The sequence below is a fragment of the Streptococcus sp. oral taxon 431 genome (assembly GCF_023115445.1).
Classification (GTDB): Bacteria; Bacillota; Bacilli; order Lactobacillales; family Streptococcaceae; genus Streptococcus.
Window position 1 is genome coordinate 64,986 of the sequence record NZ_JALDUI010000005.1, and the last position, 16,418, is coordinate 81,403.

General features: G+C 39.3%; 22 protein-coding genes. 21 read left to right on the plus strand and 1 reads right to left on the minus strand.

What is annotated here, in order from left to right; translation table 11 throughout:
* Positions 1-74 precede the first annotated feature (74 nt).
* The 21 genes from upp to M1R56_RS04690 all read left to right on the plus strand — a co-directional run bounded on the left by upp (position 75) and on the right by M1R56_RS04690 (position 14,924).
* Positions 75-704, plus strand: a complete 630-nt coding sequence (gene upp, locus M1R56_RS04590; protein WP_000517029.1) for a uracil phosphoribosyltransferase — start codon at positions 75-77, stop codon at positions 702-704.
* Positions 705-728: 24 nt separating this feature from the next.
* Positions 729-1,082, plus strand: a complete 354-nt coding sequence (locus M1R56_RS04595) for a DNA topoisomerase I (RefSeq protein WP_075232209.1) — start codon at positions 729-731, stop codon at positions 1,080-1,082.
* A 129-nt stretch (positions 1,083-1,211) separates the two neighbouring features.
* On the plus strand, positions 1,212-1,802 hold the full coding sequence (clpP, locus tag M1R56_RS04600; RefSeq protein WP_075232208.1) for an ATP-dependent Clp protease proteolytic subunit ClpP: 591 nt from the start codon (positions 1,212-1,214) through the stop codon (positions 1,800-1,802).
* Between the two features lie 75 nt (positions 1,803-1,877).
* Positions 1,878-2,147, plus strand: coding sequence for a YlbG family protein (locus M1R56_RS04605; RefSeq protein WP_049549362.1), 270 nt, complete (start codon positions 1,878-1,880; stop codon positions 2,145-2,147).
* A gap of 86 nt (positions 2,148-2,233) precedes the next feature.
* Positions 2,234-3,391 (plus strand): ABC transporter substrate-binding protein, encoded by a 1,158-nt coding sequence (locus M1R56_RS04610; RefSeq protein WP_075232207.1) that lies wholly within the window; start codon positions 2,234-2,236, stop codon positions 3,389-3,391.
* A gap of 115 nt (positions 3,392-3,506) precedes the next feature.
* The gene (locus M1R56_RS04615) at positions 3,507-4,376 is read left to right on the plus strand and encodes a branched-chain amino acid ABC transporter permease (protein WP_075232206.1); all 870 of its coding nucleotides are present in this window, start codon (positions 3,507-3,509) and stop codon (positions 4,374-4,376) included.
* Positions 4,377-4,379: 3 nt separating this feature from the next.
* Positions 4,380-5,336, plus strand: a complete 957-nt coding sequence (locus M1R56_RS04620) for a branched-chain amino acid ABC transporter permease (protein ID WP_075232205.1) — start codon at positions 4,380-4,382, stop codon at positions 5,334-5,336.
* Positions 5,336-6,100, plus strand: a complete 765-nt coding sequence (locus M1R56_RS04625; protein ID WP_075232204.1) for an ABC transporter ATP-binding protein — start codon at positions 5,336-5,338, stop codon at positions 6,098-6,100. The genes M1R56_RS04620 and M1R56_RS04625 overlap by 1 nt, the downstream gene beginning before the upstream one ends.
* The gene (locus M1R56_RS04630) at positions 6,100-6,810 is read left to right on the plus strand and encodes an ABC transporter ATP-binding protein (protein ID WP_075232203.1); all 711 of its coding nucleotides are present in this window, start codon (positions 6,100-6,102) and stop codon (positions 6,808-6,810) included. Before M1R56_RS04625 ends, M1R56_RS04630 begins: the two co-directional genes overlap by 1 nt.
* Positions 6,811-7,111: 301 nt before the next feature.
* Positions 7,112-7,768, plus strand: a complete 657-nt coding sequence (locus M1R56_RS04635) for a CBS domain-containing protein (protein ID WP_248034769.1) — start codon at positions 7,112-7,114, stop codon at positions 7,766-7,768.
* Between the two features lie 128 nt (positions 7,769-7,896).
* On the plus strand, positions 7,897-8,187 hold the full coding sequence (gene rpsF, locus M1R56_RS04640) for a 30S ribosomal protein S6 (protein ID WP_001151784.1): 291 nt from the start codon (positions 7,897-7,899) through the stop codon (positions 8,185-8,187).
* Positions 8,188-8,198: 11 nt separating this feature from the next.
* Positions 8,199-8,669, plus strand: a complete 471-nt coding sequence (ssbA, locus tag M1R56_RS04645; protein ID WP_000609604.1) for a single-stranded DNA-binding protein SsbA — start codon at positions 8,199-8,201, stop codon at positions 8,667-8,669.
* A gap of 32 nt (positions 8,670-8,701) precedes the next feature.
* Positions 8,702-8,941 carry a 30S ribosomal protein S18 gene (gene rpsR, locus M1R56_RS04650; protein ID WP_000068664.1) on the plus strand — a complete coding sequence of 80 codons (240 nt, stop codon included), beginning with the start codon at positions 8,702-8,704 and terminating at the stop codon, positions 8,939-8,941.
* A 334-nt stretch (positions 8,942-9,275) separates the two neighbouring features.
* The gene (locus M1R56_RS04655; RefSeq protein ID WP_248034770.1) at positions 9,276-9,779 is read left to right on the plus strand and encodes a GNAT family N-acetyltransferase; all 504 of its coding nucleotides are present in this window, start codon (positions 9,276-9,278) and stop codon (positions 9,777-9,779) included.
* An 80-nt stretch (positions 9,780-9,859) separates the two neighbouring features.
* The gene (locus M1R56_RS04660; RefSeq protein ID WP_248034771.1) at positions 9,860-11,260 is read left to right on the plus strand and encodes a bifunctional Cof-type HAD-IIB family hydrolase/peptidylprolyl isomerase; all 1,401 of its coding nucleotides are present in this window, start codon (positions 9,860-9,862) and stop codon (positions 11,258-11,260) included.
* 1 nt (position 11,261) lies between these two features.
* On the plus strand, positions 11,262-11,624 hold the full coding sequence (locus M1R56_RS04665; protein WP_000689622.1) for a S1 RNA-binding domain-containing protein: 363 nt from the start codon (positions 11,262-11,264) through the stop codon (positions 11,622-11,624).
* 49 nt (positions 11,625-11,673) lie between these two features.
* Complete coding sequence (locus M1R56_RS04670; protein WP_248034772.1) at positions 11,674-12,420, plus strand: tRNA1(Val) (adenine(37)-N6)-methyltransferase; 747 nt, start codon at positions 11,674-11,676, stop codon at positions 12,418-12,420.
* Positions 12,410-12,694, plus strand: a complete 285-nt coding sequence (locus M1R56_RS04675; protein WP_248034773.1) for a GIY-YIG nuclease family protein — start codon at positions 12,410-12,412, stop codon at positions 12,692-12,694. Before M1R56_RS04670 ends, M1R56_RS04675 begins: the two co-directional genes overlap by 11 nt.
* Positions 12,695-12,778: 84 nt before the next feature.
* A complete protein-coding gene (locus M1R56_RS04680; RefSeq protein ID WP_248034774.1) occupies positions 12,779-13,714 on the plus strand; it encodes a manganese-dependent inorganic pyrophosphatase in 936 nt (311 codons plus the stop codon).
* A 63-nt stretch (positions 13,715-13,777) separates the two neighbouring features.
* Positions 13,778-14,290 (plus strand): YiiX/YebB-like N1pC/P60 family cysteine hydrolase, encoded by a 513-nt coding sequence (locus M1R56_RS04685; protein ID WP_248034775.1) that lies wholly within the window; start codon positions 13,778-13,780, stop codon positions 14,288-14,290.
* Positions 14,274-14,924, plus strand: coding sequence for a DUF1803 domain-containing protein (locus M1R56_RS04690; RefSeq protein WP_248034776.1), 651 nt, complete (start codon positions 14,274-14,276; stop codon positions 14,922-14,924). Before M1R56_RS04685 ends, M1R56_RS04690 begins: the two co-directional genes overlap by 17 nt.
* Before the next feature lie 33 nt (positions 14,925-14,957).
* Here the strand turns inward: M1R56_RS04690 and M1R56_RS04695 are convergent, their stop codons facing one another.
* Positions 14,958-16,403 (minus strand): UDP-N-acetylmuramoyl-L-alanyl-D-glutamate--L-lysine ligase, encoded by a 1,446-nt coding sequence (locus tag M1R56_RS04695; RefSeq protein ID WP_248034777.1) that lies wholly within the window; start codon positions 16,401-16,403, stop codon positions 14,958-14,960.
* Between the last annotated feature and the right edge of the window lie 15 nt (positions 16,404-16,418).

The window sequence follows — 16,418 nt, forward strand, 5'->3', positions numbered from 1 at the left end:
AGATGGTTTAGAAGGATTTTTAAACCATTTTTTGATATAATAAGAAGAATAAATTGAAAGAAGGAATTCAGAAAATGGGAAAACTTGAAGTCATTAATCATCCACTCATTCAACACAAATTGTCAATCTTGCGTCGTACAGACACTTCTACAAAAGCTTTTCGTGAGTTAGTAGATGAAATTGCTATGTTGATGGGATATGAAGTACTTCGTGATCTTCCGCTTGAAGACGTTGAAATCGAAACACCTATCACAAAAACAGTTCAAAAACAATTGGCTGGTAAAAAATTGGCAATTGTTCCAATCTTGCGTGCAGGTATTGGGATGGTCGATGGGCTATTGAGCTTGGTTCCAGCAGCCAAAGTTGGACATATTGGTATGTACCGTGACGAAGAAACTCTTCAACCAGTAGAATACTTGGTAAAATTACCTGAAGATATCGACCAACGTCAAATTTTTGTGGTTGACCCTATGCTTGCAACAGGTGGTTCTGCAATCTTGGCTGTTGATTCCCTCAAAAAACGTGGAGCATCAAACATCAAATTTGTCTGCCTTGTATCTGCTCCAGAAGGTGTAAAAGCTCTTCAAGAAGCTCACCCAGATGTAGAAATCTTTACAGCAGCTTTGGATGAACGTTTGAACGAACATGGCTATATCGTTCCAGGTCTTGGTGACGCAGGAGACCGCTTGTTCGGTACTAAATAAGAATAAAGAATAGAGAAATTTGACATGGGAATCGATTGGGAAGAGATTTTAGGTGTAGAAGAGAATATCGCCGAGTCTTACGATGATTTAGTTAATGAAGCCATGGATGATTATCTAGATGAATCAGATGAATGGCAACGTAGTAATAATGGCCATTATGTCGTTGGTGTTTGGAATGGGAAGAAAGTTCGTTTTAAACATAAATGGTGTAATCATGAATTTTCTGAACAAGAAATAGATGATTTATTAAGTGGCAAAGAAATCCGCTTTCGATGTACTGTGACTAAAAATGAGCAGGATGTTATTGGGAAATTGGAGCATTTAGAATACAAGGGAACTAAGTATGTAGGTTTTTCTCCTTCTAATTGGAAAAAGTAATTTTCATCACTTAATTTAAAAGTATATATGAAAATATATCAAAAATTTGACCTTTTTTGACCAAGGTATTATAATAGTCATAACTTCAGTCATGTGACTAACAAAAATAAAAGTTAAAAGGAGAAATCAATGATTCCTGTAGTAATTGAACAAACAAGTCGTGGGGAACGTTCCTACGATATCTACTCTCGTCTTTTGAAAGACCGCATCATCATGCTGACAGGTCCAGTTGAAGACAATATGGCAAACTCAGTTATTGCTCAGTTGCTCTTCTTGGATGCTCAAGACAGCACTAAAGATATCTACCTCTATGTTAATACACCAGGTGGATCAGTTTCAGCTGGTTTGGCAATTGTAGATACTATGAATTTCATCAAAGCAGACGTACAAACGATTGTTATGGGTATGGCTGCCTCAATGGGAACTATTATCGCATCAAGTGGTGCTAAGGGCAAACGCTTCATGCTTCCAAATGCAGAGTACATGATTCACCAACCGATGGGTGGTACTGGTGGTGGTACGCAACAGACAGATATGGCTATTGCGGCTGAGCACTTGCTTAAAACTCGTAAGTCTTTGGAGCAAATTCTTGCAGATAATTCTGGTAAATCAGTTGAGCAAATCCATGCAGATGCTGAACGTGATTACTGGATGAGCGCTCAAGAAACACTTGAATATGGTTTCATTGATGAAATCATGGCTAATAATTCTTTGAATTAATCTTTTGAAGCAAACTCGACTGAGTTTGCTTTTTTTGATATAATAGTAAGAAGATTGTTAGAAGGAAGTTGTAATATGTTTCAAAAAGAGAATCGGTCTGGTCTGATTATCTACCTATACTATAATCGTGATGCAAAAAAACTCGATAATTATGGTGATATTTGTTACCACTCTAAAAAACACCGTTATCTGCAACTTTATGTTCCAACAGAAGAAGTGGAAGAACTGGTTAGCCGTTTAGGAAAAGAGAAATTTGTCAAAAAAGTGAGACAATGTCATATCCAAGAATTGGAAACTCCCTTTGTTGGTAGTCTCTACAGAAATAACGAAAACGTTATCATGTAAAATTTTAGATAAATGTGTTGACAATTTTCTGATAATTCGGTATATTCTTAACATGCTATTTATTTAAGAAATAAGGAGACAAAAAGATGAAGAAAAAATTTGCCCTATCGTTTGTGGCGCTTGCAAGTGTAGCACTTCTTGCAGCCTGCGGAGAAGTGAAGTCTGGAGCGTCAAACGCTGCTGGTAACGAAATCGACAAAGAACTAAAAATCGGTTTTAATTTTGAAAAAACTGGTGAAGTAGCAGCCTACGGTAGCGCTGAACAAAAAGGTGCTCAATTGGCCGTTGATGAAATCAACGCAGCTGGTGGTATCGATGGAAAACAAATCGAAGTTGTAGACAAAGATAACAAATCTGAGACAGCTGAAGCGGCTACCGTTACAACAAACCTTGTTACCCAATCAAAAGTGAACGCTCTTGTAGGACCTGCAACTTCAGGTGCCACTGCCGCAGCGGTTGCCAATGCTGGTAAAGCAGGTGTACCATTGGTAACCCCATCAGCAACTCAAGATGATTTGACAAAAGGTCAAGATTACCTTTTCCGTGCAACCTTCATCGATAGCTTCCAAGGACAAATCATTGCTAAATACACAACTGATAACTTGAAAGCGAAGAAAGTCGTTCTATACTACGATAACTCATCTGACTATGCTAAAGGGATTGCTGAAGCCTTCAAGAAATCTTATAAAGGTGAAATTGTAGCGACAGAAACGTTCCAATCTAAGGATACAGATTTCCAAGCCGCACTTACAAAAATCAAAGATAAAGACTTCGATGCCATTGTCCTTCCAGGGTACTACACTGAAACTGGTAAAATTGTAAACCAAGCACGTGGTATGGGAATCAAACAACCAATCATCGGTGGTGATGGATTTAGTGATGCTAAATTCGTTGAACAAGCAACACCTGCTGCAGCTACAGACATCTACTACGTAACTGGATTCTCTACTGAAGGTGAAATGACTGATAAAGCCAAGAAATTCGTAGAAGCTTATAAAGCGAAATACAACGAAGAACCTTCAATGTTTGCAGCCTTGGCATATGATTCAGTTTACATGATTTCGGAAGCATCTAAAGGTGCTAAGAACTCTGTCGAATTGAAAGACAACCTTGCGAAGTTGAAAGACTTGGAAGGTGTTACTGGTACAATGTCTATTGACAAAGACCATAATCCGGTTAAATCTGCACTTATGATTGGCTTAAAAGATGGTAAAGTTGAGTCAGTTGAGTCGGTTAAACCTTAATCTAGTAGATATCGTAAATGGGGAATGAGCTTCTACTCACTCCCTGTTTCGGTGTTTATGAAAGGATTATTTTTTTATAAAATTCTAAAAATATAAATTAGAAAGAGTGAACCATATGCTTCAACAACTTGTAAATGGTTTAATCTTGGGTAGTGTCTATGCGCTGCTAGCCCTAGGTTATACTATGGTTTATGGAATTATCAAGCTGATTAACTTTGCCCACGGTGATATCTATATGATAGGTGCTTTCATGGGTTATTTTTTGATTAATTCCTTGCAATTAAATTTCTTTGTTGCCTTGATTTTATCAATGGCAGGCACAGCAATTCTTGGTGTTATCATTGAGTTTCTAGCTTACCGCCCATTACGTCATTCAACTCGTATCTCTGTATTGATTACAGCGATTGGGGTTTCCTTCTTACTTGAGTATGGGATGGTTTATCTAGTCGGAGCCAACACACGTGCCTTTCCTCAAGCAATCCAAACAGTGCGTTATGACTTAGGTCCAATCAGTCTGACCAATATTCAATTGTTGATTTTGACTGTCTCACTTGTTTTGATGGTTCTTCTGCAACTCATTGTACAAAAAACAAAAATGGGGAAAGCCATGCGTGCTGTATCTGTAGATAGTGATGCTGCTCAGTTGATGGGAATCAATGTAAACCGTACTATCAGCTTTACATTCGCTTTGGGTTCAGCCCTAGCTGGTGCAGCGGGTGTCTTGATTGCACTTTACTATAACTCTCTTGAACCATTGATGGGGATGACTCCAGGTATTAAATCATTCGTGGCTGCCGTTCTAGGTGGTATCGGAATCATCCCTGGTGCGGCTCTGGGTGGCTTTGTTATTGGTCTTTTAGAAACATTTGCTACCGCCTTCGGAATGTCAGATTTCCGTGATGCTATCGTGTATGGAATCTTGCTCTTAATCTTGATTGTACGTCCAGCTGGTATCCTCGGTAAGAATGTGAAAGAGAAGGTGTAAACAATGAAAGAAAATTTAAAAGTTAATATTTTATGGTTGCTCCTTTTATTAGCAGGCTATGGCTTAATCAGCGTACTTGTTTCAGCTGGAGTGCTCAATCTCTTTTATATTCAAATTTTAGAGCAAATTGGGATTAACATCATACTTGCAGTTGGTCTTAACCTTATCGTAGGTTTTTCTGGACAATTTTCTCTAGGGCACGCAGGATTTATGGCTATTGGTGCCTATGCGGCTGCAATTATTGGTTCTAAATCTCCAACCTATGGAGCCTTCTTTGGAGCTATGCTTCTTGGAGCACTTATCTCAGGATTAGTGGCTTTAGTCGTTGGGATTCCAACTCTTCGTTTGAAAGGGGACTATCTTGCAGTAGCAACCCTAGGTGTTGCTGAGATTATTCGAATCTGTATTGTTAATGGTGGTGAACTAACTAATGGTGCAGCTGGTATTCTAGGTATTCCAAACTTTACTAACTGGCAAATGGTATATTTCTTTGCTGTGATTACAACAATTGCAACACTTAATTTCCTTCGTAGTCCAATCGGTCGTCTAACTTTATCCGTTCGTGAAGATGAAATCGCTGCTGAATCAGTTGGGGTAAATACAACCAAAATCAAAATTATTGCTTTTGTATTCGGAGCGATGACTGCAAGTATTGCAGGTTCGCTTCAAGCAGGATTTATCGGTTCTGTTGTGCCTAAAGATTATAGTTTTATCAACTCTATCAACGTCTTGATTATTGTTGTATTTGGCGGTTTGGGATCCATTACAGGAGCGATTGTTGCTGCCATTGTTCTTGGTATTTTAAACATGCTTCTACAGGATGTAGCAAGTATTCGTATGATCATCTACGCCCTAGCCTTGGTACTTGTAATGATTTTCAGACCAGGTGGTCTTCTTGGAACATGGGAATTAAGTCTATCTAGTTTCTTTAAAAAAACTAAGAAGGAGGAACAAAACTAATGGCATTACTTGAAGTAAAACAGTTAACCAAGCATTTTGGTGGTCTAACGGCTGTTGGAGATGTAACTCTTGAATTGAATGAAGGTGAACTTGTTGGCTTGATTGGACCGAACGGAGCTGGTAAAACAACTCTCTTCAACCTCTTGACAGGTGTGTATGAACCAAGCGAAGGAACAGTAACCTTGGATGGTCACTTGTTAAATGGCAAGCAGCCCTATAAAATTGCTGCTCTTGGTTTAGGACGTACTTTCCAAAATATTCGTCTCTTTAAAGACTTAACTGTATTAGACAATGTTCTGATTGCATTTAGTAATCATCATAAACAACATGTTTTTGCAAGTTTCTTGCGCTTACCAGCTTTTTATAAGAATGAAAAAGAATTGAAAGCTAAAGCCTTAGAATTACTAAAAATCTTTGATTTGGATGGAGATGCTGAAACTCTCGCTAAAAATTTAGCCTATGGTCAACAACGTCGCTTAGAGATTGTGCGTGCCCTTGCTACAGAACCTAAAATCCTTTTCTTGGATGAGCCTGCAGCGGGTATGAATCCACAAGAAACTGCAGAATTGACTGAGTTGATTCGTCGCATCAAGGATGAATTCAAGATTACTATTATGCTGATTGAACATGATATGAACTTGGTTATGGAAGTTACGGAGCGTATCTATGTTCTTGAGTACGGTCGTTTGATTGCTCACGGGACACCAGATGAAATCAAGAGTAATAAACGTGTTATCGAAGCTTATCTTGGAGGTGAAGCCTAATGTCTATGTTAAAAGTTGAAAACCTCTCAGTACACTATGGTATGATTCAAGCTGTACGTGATGTGAGCTTTGAAGTAAATGAAGGAGAAGTTGTTTCCCTTATCGGTGCAAACGGTGCTGGTAAAACAACCATCCTTCGTACCTTATCAGGCCTTGTTCGTCCAAGTTCTGGTCGGATTGAATTTTTAGGACAAGAAATCCAAAAGATGCCCGCACAAAAAATTGTGGCATCAGGACTTTCTCAAGTACCAGAAGGACGTCACGTCTTCCCTGGTTTGACAGTTATGGAAAACTTGGAAATGGGAGCCTTCCTTAAGAAAAATCGTGAAGAAAATCAAGCAAATCTGAAAAAAGTATTTTCACGTTTCCCGCGTTTGGAAGAACGTAAAAACCAAGATGCAGCTACCCTATCAGGTGGTGAACAGCAGATGCTTGCTATGGGACGTGCGCTTATGTCAACGCCTAAGCTTCTTCTCTTAGATGAACCATCAATGGGGCTTGCTCCAATTTTTATCCAAGAAATTTTTGATATCATCCAAGATATTCAAAAACAAGGTACGACCGTTCTTTTGATCGAGCAAAATGCCAATAAAGCACTTGCCATCGCAGATCGAGGCTATGTTCTTGAAACAGGAAAAATTGTCCTATCAGGAACAGGAAAAGAACTCACCGCATCAGATGAAGTCAGAAAAGCATATCTAGGTGGCTAAACTAGTCTGGGAGACTAGTTTAGGTTGCGGATAAAAATTGCGCCAGCAATCCACATTTAGTCCGAGGGACCTTTTTAGTCGGCAGATAGAGATTGCTTGGCAATCATCAAATCCAGTGGATTGTTTTAGTCTGCGGGAAAGATTGTCGAATAAATTGCATAATCATAAGATTGAGGGCCCTAATATAGGGCTCTTTTTATAGTATTTCAGAGTTTTCAGAATCTTGAAAAAGAGATGAAAGCGTTTGAATGATTTTCTTAAAAAGTGTATAATAAAGCTATAAACATAAAGGAGAGTTCCTATGGCAGTTAAAGATTTTATGACACGTAAGGTGGTATATATTAGCCCAGATACGACTGTAGCACATGCAGCAGACTTGATGCGCGAGCAAGGTTTGCATCGTCTTCCTGTTATTGAAAATGATAAATTAGTTGGTCTAGTAACAGAAGGAACAATTGCTGAAGCCAGTCCATCAAAAGCAACGAGTCTTTCAATCTATGAGATGAATTACTTGCTAAACAAAACAAAAGTAAAAGATGTCATGATTCGGGATGTAATCACTGTTTCAGGCTATGCAAGTTTGGAAGATGCAACCTACCTTATGCTAAAGAATAAAATTGGAATTTTGCCAGTTATTGATAATGAACAAGTCTATGGTGTCATTACTGACCGTGATGTATTCAGAGCATTTCTTGAAATTTCTGGTTATGGCGAAGAGGGAATCCGTGTTCGTTTTATCACAGAAAATGAAGTTGGGGTACTTGGTAAGATTGTTTCTTTAATCGTTGAGGAAAATCTTAATATCTCTCATACTGTTAATATTCCACGTAAAGATGGTAAGATTGTTATCGAAGTTCAAATTGAGGGAACGGTTGATCTAGCTACCTTTAAACAGAAATTTGAATCTGAGAATATTCAGGTTGAAGAAATTACACAAACTTCTGCAAAAAAACTGTAAAAAATAAAATAGAAGCAGTTTTTACTTGCGAAAAAAAATTTTTTCTAGTATAATAGTTTATTGTGAGCAAACCTCACTTACCCCTTGCAAAGTCTTGGGGTCATTAGACCAAAAGGAGGAACATATCAATGGCTAAATACGAAATTCTTTATATCATTCGTCCAAACATTGAAGAAGAAGCGAAAAACGCTTTGGTAGCACGTTTTGACTCTATCTTGACTGACAACGGTGCAACTGTTGTTGAATCAAAAACATGGGAAAAACGTCGTCTTGCATACGAAATCAAAGATTTCCGCGAAGGACTTTACCACATCGTTAACGTTGAAGCAAATGATGATGCAGCTCTTAAAGAGTTTGACCGTCTTTCAAAAATCAACGCTGACATTCTTCGTCACATGATCGTCAAAACTGACGCGTAAGAAGGTAGATTATGATTAACAATGTTGTACTTGTAGGGCGTATGACTCGTGACGCTGAGTTGCGTTATACCCCATCAAATGTAGCAGTTGCGACTTTTACTCTTGCAGTAAACCGTACATTTAAGAGTCAAAATGGCGAACGTGAGGCTGATTTTATCAATGTCGTTATGTGGCGCCAACAGGCTGAGAATCTAGCTAATTGGGCTAAAAAAGGCTCACTTATCGGGGTGACAGGCCGTATTCAGACTCGTAGTTACGATAACCAGCAAGGACAACGTGTCTACGTGACGGAAGTCGTGGCTGAGAATTTCCAAATGTTGGAAAGCCGTAGTGTGCGTGAAGGACATACTGGTGGAGCTTATTCAGCACCAAGTTCAAACTATTCAGCACCTACTCAATCAGTACCTGACTTTTCACGTGATGAAAATCCATTCGGAACAACAAATCCTTTGGATATTTCAGATGATGATTTACCATTCTAATGGACAATTAATACTATAAAGGAGAAAAAAACATGGCTCAACAACGTCGTGGCGGATTCAAACGCCGTAAAAAAGTTGATTACATCGCAGCAAACAAAATTGAATATGTTGATTACAAAGATACTGAGCTTCTTAGCCGTTTCGTTTCAGAACGTGGGAAAATCCTTCCTCGTCGTGTAACAGGAACTTCAGCTAAAAACCAACGTAAAGTAACAACAGCTATCAAACGCGCTCGCGTAATGGCTTTGATGCCTTTCGTAAACGAAGATTAAAAAAGAGGTCCGGGTGGACCTCTTTTTCAGACCCGTTTGGATCTTTTTTTCAGGTCCAGTGGACCTCTTTTTCATGAGCATGAAAACAAGAAAGCGAATTAAGACCCCGACGGGTCTTTTTTTCACGAGCATAGAAATGTGAAAGCGAGTTGAGGTCCGGGAGACCTCTTTTTCAGACCCGTTTGGGTCTTTTTTTCAGGTTCAGTGGCCCTCTTTTTTATGAGCTCGGAAATAAGAAAGCGAATTAAGACCCGGTTGGGTCTTTTTTCACGAGATAGTCTGACCTTGGCATGCTATAATGGTAATAGAAAGAGTAAAGGTGGGTAAGTCAAAGATGAATTGTACGATTAGAAATATGATTAAGTCTGATATTGAATCCTTATCTCATGGATTTATGAATCAAGGTTGGCCTGGAAGAGAGGAAATTTTGGCTAGATATTTTCTGGAACAGGAAAGTGGGGAGAGAGAAGTCTTAGTTGCAGAGATTGATGGTGCTGTAGCGGGCTACATTGCCATTTTGCCCTCTGCTAAACATGGTCCTTTTGCAGAAGTCTATCCAGAATTATCAGATTTTAATGTGTTTGAGCCTTTTCGAAATCAAGGGATTGGGAATCAACTGCTAGAAGAAGCAGAAAAACGAGTCAAGTTTGTTTCGAATAAGGTCACTCTTGGTGTAGGTTTGCACTTAGGCTATGGCCCTGACCAGAGATTGTATATCAGACGGGGCTACATTCCAGATGGGACAGGTGTCTGGTATCGAAATCAACCCTTGGAAATGAATGCAACTAGCCAAAATAATGATGATTTGGTTTTGTATCTAGTAAAGGAATTCGGATAAGAGACAAGGATTTTATTGGGGATGTGGGATTTCTCTACTTTATGGTATAATGGAAAGAGTGAATTGAAGGAGGTAATGAGATGGATGCGAAATTAAGATATAAGGCAAAAAAGATAAAGATTATTTTTTTTGATATTGATGATACTTTGCGAAACTCAAAGACTGGTTTTATCCCAACCTCAATTCCAACAGTATTTCAACAATTACGTGAAAAAGGTATTTTGACTGGGATTGCGACTGGTCGTGGGATTTTCGGTGTCGTGCCAGAAATTCGCGAACTTAAACCTGACTTTTTTGTTACTCTGAATGGTGCCTATATTGAGGATAAAAAAGGCAATGTGATTGATAGTAACAAAATCTCTAAAGATAAGGTTGAAACCTATATTGCTTGGACCAAGGAAGTTGGGATTGACTATGGTTTAGTTGCTAGTCATACTGCTAAACTCTCTACTAGAACCGAGTTGATTAGTGAGGCCATTGATCCAATTTATCCCGAGTTAGATGTAGATCCTGATTTTTATGAAAAAGAAGACATCTATCAGATGTGGACTTTTGAGGAGCGGGGAGATGATTTGATCTTGCCTGATACTTTGGCATCGACTTTACGTATGGTACGTTGGCATGAACATTCGTCAGATGTGGTACCAATTTCAGGTTCAAAAGCAGCTGGTGTAGCAAAAGTTGTAGAACATTTAGGTCTTAAACCTGAGAATGTCATGGTCTTTGGGGATGGACTGAACGATTTGGAGCTTTTTGATTATGCAGGTGTCAGCATTGCCATGGAAATATCTCATGAAAAAATCAAAGAAAAAGCAGATTATATTACAAAAACATTAGAAGAGGATGGCATTTTTGATGCCTTAGAAGGATTTGGTATGGTAGAAAAAGAATTACATTTGCCACAAGTAGACATTGAAACAGTAGATGGTCCGATTGCGACTATTAAGACAAATCATGGAGACTTGCGTATCAAGCTCTTCCCTGAACAGGCTCCCAAAACAGTTGCCAACTTTATTGCTCTGTCTAAAGACGGTTACTATGATGGTGTGATTTTCCACCGCATTATTAAAGACTTTATGATTCAAGGTGGAGATCCAACTGGTACTGGTATGGGTGGCGAATCTATCTATGGTGAGTCATTTGAAGACGAATTTTCAGAAGAACTTTACAATATCCGTGGAGCCCTTTCTATGGCCAATGCTGGACCAAATACTAACGGTAGCCAGTTCTTTATCGTGCAAAATCAACACTTGCCATACTCTAAGAAAGAAATTGCTCGTGGTGGTTGGCCAGAGCCAATTGCGGAGATTTATGCAGAACAAGGTGGAACTCCTCACCTTGATCGTCGTCACACAGTTTTTGGACAGCTTGCAGATGAAGCTTCTTATGAAGTTCTGGATGCTATCGCAGGAGTTGAGACAGGTGCAATGGACAAGCCAGTTGAAGATGTCGTCATCGAAACGATTGAAATCGAGGACTAAGATGAAAATAGGTGATAAGCTAACAGGGCGAATTACAGGGATTCAGTCTTATGGAGCCTTTGTGGAGTTAGAGACTGGTATCACAGGCTTGATTCATATTTCTGAAATTCGTACAGGATTTATTGAGAATATCTATGATGTACTGAAAATCGGTGAAGAAGTTCAAGTCCAGGTTGTCGATTTGGACGAATATACAGGGAAAGCAAGTCTTTCTATTCGGACTTTGGAAGAAGAGAAACATCAATTACCGAGACGGAGACGTTTTTCAAGTGACCGTGTCAAATACGGATTTGCTCCTTTGGCTCGCATGATGCCTATCTGGACCAAGGAAGCTATCTCTAATCTAAATAAGAAAAAGTCTTAATTGATTTTTTCTCTCTTGAAATGTTAATATAGTTTGTTATAATAGAAGTATGGTAGAAGAATTATTAAAATCAGGAGAGAGAATCAACCAGCTCTTTTCTACAGATATTAAGATTATTCAAAATAGAGAGGTTTTCAGCTATTCGGTGGATAGTGTCCTTTTGTCACGCTTTCCTCGCTTTCCTAAAAATGGCTTGATAGTGGATTTTTGTGCGGGTAATGGAGCTGTTGGCCTTTTTGCCAGCAGCCGGACCAAGGCTAAAATCCTGTCTGTCGAAATCCAGGAAAGATTGGCGGATATGGCTGAAAGATCTGTTCGTTTAAATGGCTTAGAAGAACAGATGCAGGTCATTTGTGATGATTTGAAAAATATGTCTGCTTACATTCAGGGGAGTAAGGTTGATTTGATTTTATGCAACCCTCCCTATTTTAAGGTGGACCCAAATTCTAATCTGAACGAGAGTGAGCACTATTTGTTGGCTCGGCACGAAATTACGACCAATCTTAAGGAAATCTGCCGTAGTGCTCAAAGTATTCTCAAATCCAATGGGCGTTTAGCCATGGTCCATCGTCCTGATCGATTGTTAGATATTTTAGAAACGCTTCAACAACACAATTTGGCTCCAAAGCGTCTGCAATTTGTTTACCCTAAACGGGAGAAGGAAGCCAATATGCTTTTGATCGAGGCTATCAAGGACGGCTCCACTAGTGGTTTTAAGGTTCTGCCACCACTCATTGTTCATAATGATGATGGTTCCTATACTCCAGAAATTCAAGAGATTTACTATGGATCATAAGGCTTACATGTATGTGGTAGAATGTTGTGATGGTACCTACTATACTGGCTATACAACGGATGTTAAAAAAAGAATCGCCGTTCACAATAGTGGTAAGGGAGCCAAGTACACACGAGCTCGGTTGCCAGTAAAACTTATCTATGTAGAAGGTTTCGATAGTAAAGAAGAAGCCATGTCAGCCGAAGCGCTTCTAAAACGTAAGAAGAGGCCGCAGAAGGAAAGATTTTTATCTGAAAACCAAGAAAAAAATTTAATCAGTTATTTTGAAGAGTAGAGGGGAGTTCTTTGACTCCTCTTACTTTTGTCAAAAATTGAAAAAAATGCTACAATAAAGAGAATAAAGAAACGAGGTATTATCATGTCTAAGATTCTAGTATTTGGTCACCAAAATCCAGATTCGGATGCTATCGGTTCATCTGTAGCCTTTGCTTATCTTGCAAAAGAAGCTTATGGTTTGGATACAGAAGCGGTGGCTCTTGGTGCTCCAAATGAAGAAACAGCTTTTGTATTGAACTATTTTGGTGTTGAAGCACCACGTGTTATCACTTCAGCTAAGGCAGAAGGTGCAGACCAAGTTATCTTGACTGACCACAATGAATTCCAACAATCAGTATCAGATATTGCTGAAGTAGAAGTATACGGTGTGGTGGATCACCACCGTGTAGCTAACTTTGAAACTGCAAGTCCACTTTACATGCGCTTGGAGCCAGTTGGATCAGCATCTTCTATCGTATACCGTATGTTCAAAGAACACGGTGTAGCTGTTCCAAAAGAAATTGCAGGTTTGATGCTATCAGGTTTGATTTCAGATACCCTTCTTTTGAAATCTCCAACAACTCATCCATCTGATAAAGTGATTGCGCCTGAATTGGCTGAATTGGCTGGAGTTAACTTGGAAGAATACGGTCTTGCAATGCTCAAAGCTGGTACTAACTTGGCAAGCAAATCAGCAGAAGAATTGATCGACATCGATGCCAAAACTTTTGAACTCAACGGAAATAATGTCCGTGTGGCTCAAGTGAATACAGTTGATATCGCTGAAGTATTGGAACGCCAAGCTGAAATCGAAGCAGCCATCCAAGCCGCAAATGCAGCAAATGGATACTCTGACTTTGTCTTGATGATTACAGACATCGTCAACTCAAACTCAGAAATTTTGGCTCTTGGTGCCAACATGGACAAGGTAGAAGCAGCTTTCAACTTCAAACTTGAAAACAACCACGCCTTCCTTCCAGGCGCTGTTTCACGTAAGAAACAAGTGGTGCCTCAATTGACAGAAAGCTTTAATGCTTAATGATTGATGGGGAAAACCATTATTAAAAAGGAGTTTCGACTCCTTTTTTGCTAGGAGGAGATCATGTTAGAAAATGGTGATTTAATCTTTGTGAAAGATGAATCGGATATAGGACAAGCCATCCAGGAATCTACTGGTAACTACAGCCATGTGGCCATCTTTTTGGACGGACAGGTCTATCATGCAATTACGGAAGGCGGTGTCCTTGCCCAGTCCCCTGAAGATTTCTTTGAAGCTGAGAAAGTATATGACCTCTATCTCTATCCAAAAATGGATCAAAAAGAAGTCAAAAAGCTGGCAGAGAGCCTTTTAGGGACTCCCTACAATTTCTCTTTTTATCCCGACGGAGATGGTTATTACTGTTCCCAGTTTGTAGCAGACATTCTACCTATTTTTGAGACCATTCCTATGAAGTTTGGGGATGATACACAGGAAATCAGTGATTTCTGGAGTGAATATTATAGAGAACTAGGACTCCCTGTACCTCTGAATCAGCCTGGCACTAACCCGAGTCAATTAGCAACATCACCACTTTTAGTTTGTAAAGAAAGGAATCTTCATGATTCAGATTTTTAATCCATCTCGCTTGACGCGTCAACCATTCTTTAGAGATTTGGTAAACTATCTTGATAAGCATGATGATGTTATCCTCCGCGAAATCAAGGCTCAGTTTCCAGAGGTTCCAGTTGACAAGTATTTGGAGGAATATATTAAAGCGGGTTTGATTTTGAGAGAAAATAAACGCTATTATCTCAATCTCCCATTTCTAGAATCTACAGATTCTCTTGAACTAGACCAAGAAGTCTTTGTGAGAGATGATAGTCCCATCTATCAAGAAATCCTGGGGAAACATTTTCAGACGGAATTACGGAATCAAACCAATGCAGCTATCCTAGAAGAGTATACGGATTTTGCTAGGGAAAAGATGACCTTGTCTAATTATTTTTACAAGGTAAAACATCAGTATCCACTGACCGATGATCAGCAGGCACTCTATGCTATTTTAGGAGATGTCAATCCTGAGTATGCTCTCAAGTATATGACAACCTTTTTGCTTAAATTTCTCAAAAAAGACGAGCTTATGCAGAAGCGTCGAGATATCTTTGTCGATAGTTTAGTTTTATTGGGCTACATCATTCAAAATGAAGATGGGAAATACGAGTTAGCTGTAGAATTTGATAAAGAACGCTTTATCTTTATAAAAAAATAAAGGCTAGGGATTTTCCTAGCCTTCTTTAAGTTATTATAGATAACGTTCTGCAACAGCTGCATCTCCAGGGTAGTCTTCCTTTATCCCGTTGATGATTTGGTAGCAGTCAGCTCCCTTACCAGCGATAATCACTGCATCCAGTTCTTGACTTGTAACAGACATAGCAGCCTTGATAGCTTGCTCGCGATCGACAATCTTTTCTACAGGATGATGGATATAACTACTGATTTCATCTGCAATAGCCATCGGATCTTCGTAGTTTGGATCATCAGCTGTTAGAAAGACTTGAATTTCAGGATGTTGATTGAGGAGAAGTCCAAAGTCCTTGCGACGGCTTTCTCCCTTGTTTCCAGTTGAGCCCAGCACTAAAGCAATCTTTCCAGTTTGATGTGTTTCAACAACTGAGATTAGTTTTTTAAGACTGTCACCATTGTGAGCATAGTCGATGAAAACTTTTGCGCCATTTTTCTGAGTGAGAACTTCCATACGTCCAGGGACGCGAGTAGTCGCAATCCCTTTTTTGATATCTTCAAGACTAGCACCTAGACGAAGGCAAGCAAGTCCGGCAGCGACTGCATTTTCTTGGTTGAAATGTCCAATCAACTGGATATCATAATCGCCAGCTAATTTACCAGTAGCTGAGAAGCTAAAGGCTTTGGAGTTTTCGATTTGGTTACTTGACTGGCTACCATAGAAGTCATGTTCTTGATTTTCTACTTGTTCCTTCAAGACTGAAAAATGGTCCATATCGCTATTAATGACAACTGCTCGGCTATTTTTCATCAAGAGACGTTTGTGGTAGAAGTAGTCTTCAAAGGTTGGATGCTCAATAGGACCAATATGGTCAGGAGTAATGTTGAGGAAGACACCGACATCAAAGGTCAGTCCGTAGACTCGTTTAACCAAGTAGGCTTGACTGGATACTTCCATGATAAGGTGAGTTCTTCCATTATCAACAGCCTGGGCCATCATGTCAAAGAGGTCGATACTCTCAGGAGTAGTCAGGGCAGATTTAAAGAAAGTCTTGCCGTCCAAGGTTGTATTCATGGTTGATAACATAGCTGGACGATGTTGTTGACTTAAGATGTTGTATGCGAAGTAAGCTGCTGTAGTTTTTCCTTTAGTGCCAGTGAAAGCAAGGATTTTAAGTTTCTCCTGAGGGTTGCCATAAAACTCCATGGCAATCAAACTCATAGCTTTCTTAATATCGCTAACGACAATAACGGGAATACCGACTTCATAGTCCTGTTCCGCTACATACCAACCAAGTCCTTGTTCAATTGCCGAAAGTAGAAATTCTTTTTTGAAGGCTGCTCCTTTGACAAAAAAGAGACTATTTTCTCGAGCTTTTCGGCTATCGTAGCAGATGCTATCAAAAACGACATCACTGTGATAATAATGGTAATGTCCTTGGTCGATGATCTCACGGAAGAGATCATCTTTCTTTAAAATATCTAATACGTTTTCAATCTTTATCATACTTTCTATTGTAAA

Bases quoted from the DNA above. Each gene is read 5' to 3' on its own strand.
- upp (WP_000517029.1), top strand. From the start codon at position 75: ATGGGAAAACTTGAAGTCATTAATCATCCACTCATTCAACACAAATTG.
- M1R56_RS04680 (WP_248034774.1), top strand. From the start codon at position 12,779: ATGTCTAAGATTCTAGTATTTGGTCACCAAAATCCAGATTCGGATGCT.
- M1R56_RS04685 (WP_248034775.1), top strand. From the start codon at position 13,778: ATGTTAGAAAATGGTGATTTAATCTTTGTGAAAGATGAATCGGATATA.
- M1R56_RS04625 (WP_075232204.1), top strand. From the start codon at position 5,336: ATGGCATTACTTGAAGTAAAACAGTTAACCAAGCATTTTGGTGGTCTA.
- M1R56_RS04615 (WP_075232206.1), top strand. From the start codon at position 3,507: ATGCTTCAACAACTTGTAAATGGTTTAATCTTGGGTAGTGTCTATGCG.
- M1R56_RS04660 (WP_248034771.1), top strand. From the start codon at position 9,860: ATGGATGCGAAATTAAGATATAAGGCAAAAAAGATAAAGATTATTTTT.
- M1R56_RS04655 (WP_248034770.1), top strand. From the start codon at position 9,276: ATGAATTGTACGATTAGAAATATGATTAAGTCTGATATTGAATCCTTA.
- M1R56_RS04610 (WP_075232207.1), top strand. From the start codon at position 2,234: ATGAAGAAAAAATTTGCCCTATCGTTTGTGGCGCTTGCAAGTGTAGCA.
- M1R56_RS04595 (WP_075232209.1), top strand. From the start codon at position 729: ATGGGAATCGATTGGGAAGAGATTTTAGGTGTAGAAGAGAATATCGCC.
- M1R56_RS04690 (WP_248034776.1), top strand. From the start codon at position 14,274: ATGATTCAGATTTTTAATCCATCTCGCTTGACGCGTCAACCATTCTTT.
- M1R56_RS04695 (WP_248034777.1), bottom strand. From the start codon at position 16,403: ATGATAAAGATTGAAAACGTATTAGATATTTTAAAGAAAGATGATCTC.
- rpsF (WP_001151784.1), top strand. From the start codon at position 7,897: ATGGCTAAATACGAAATTCTTTATATCATTCGTCCAAACATTGAAGAA.
- M1R56_RS04605 (WP_049549362.1), top strand. From the start codon at position 1,878: ATGTTTCAAAAAGAGAATCGGTCTGGTCTGATTATCTACCTATACTAT.
- M1R56_RS04670 (WP_248034772.1), top strand. From the start codon at position 11,674: ATGGTAGAAGAATTATTAAAATCAGGAGAGAGAATCAACCAGCTCTTT.
- M1R56_RS04665 (WP_000689622.1), top strand. From the start codon at position 11,262: ATGAAAATAGGTGATAAGCTAACAGGGCGAATTACAGGGATTCAGTCT.
- M1R56_RS04620 (WP_075232205.1), top strand. From the start codon at position 4,380: ATGAAAGAAAATTTAAAAGTTAATATTTTATGGTTGCTCCTTTTATTA.
- rpsR (WP_000068664.1), top strand. From the start codon at position 8,702: ATGGCTCAACAACGTCGTGGCGGATTCAAACGCCGTAAAAAAGTTGAT.
- M1R56_RS04675 (WP_248034773.1), top strand. From the start codon at position 12,410: ATGGATCATAAGGCTTACATGTATGTGGTAGAATGTTGTGATGGTACC.
- M1R56_RS04630 (WP_075232203.1), top strand. From the start codon at position 6,100: ATGTCTATGTTAAAAGTTGAAAACCTCTCAGTACACTATGGTATGATT.
- clpP (WP_075232208.1), top strand. From the start codon at position 1,212: ATGATTCCTGTAGTAATTGAACAAACAAGTCGTGGGGAACGTTCCTAC.
- ssbA (WP_000609604.1), top strand. From the start codon at position 8,199: ATGATTAACAATGTTGTACTTGTAGGGCGTATGACTCGTGACGCTGAG.
- M1R56_RS04635 (WP_248034769.1), top strand. From the start codon at position 7,112: ATGGCAGTTAAAGATTTTATGACACGTAAGGTGGTATATATTAGCCCA.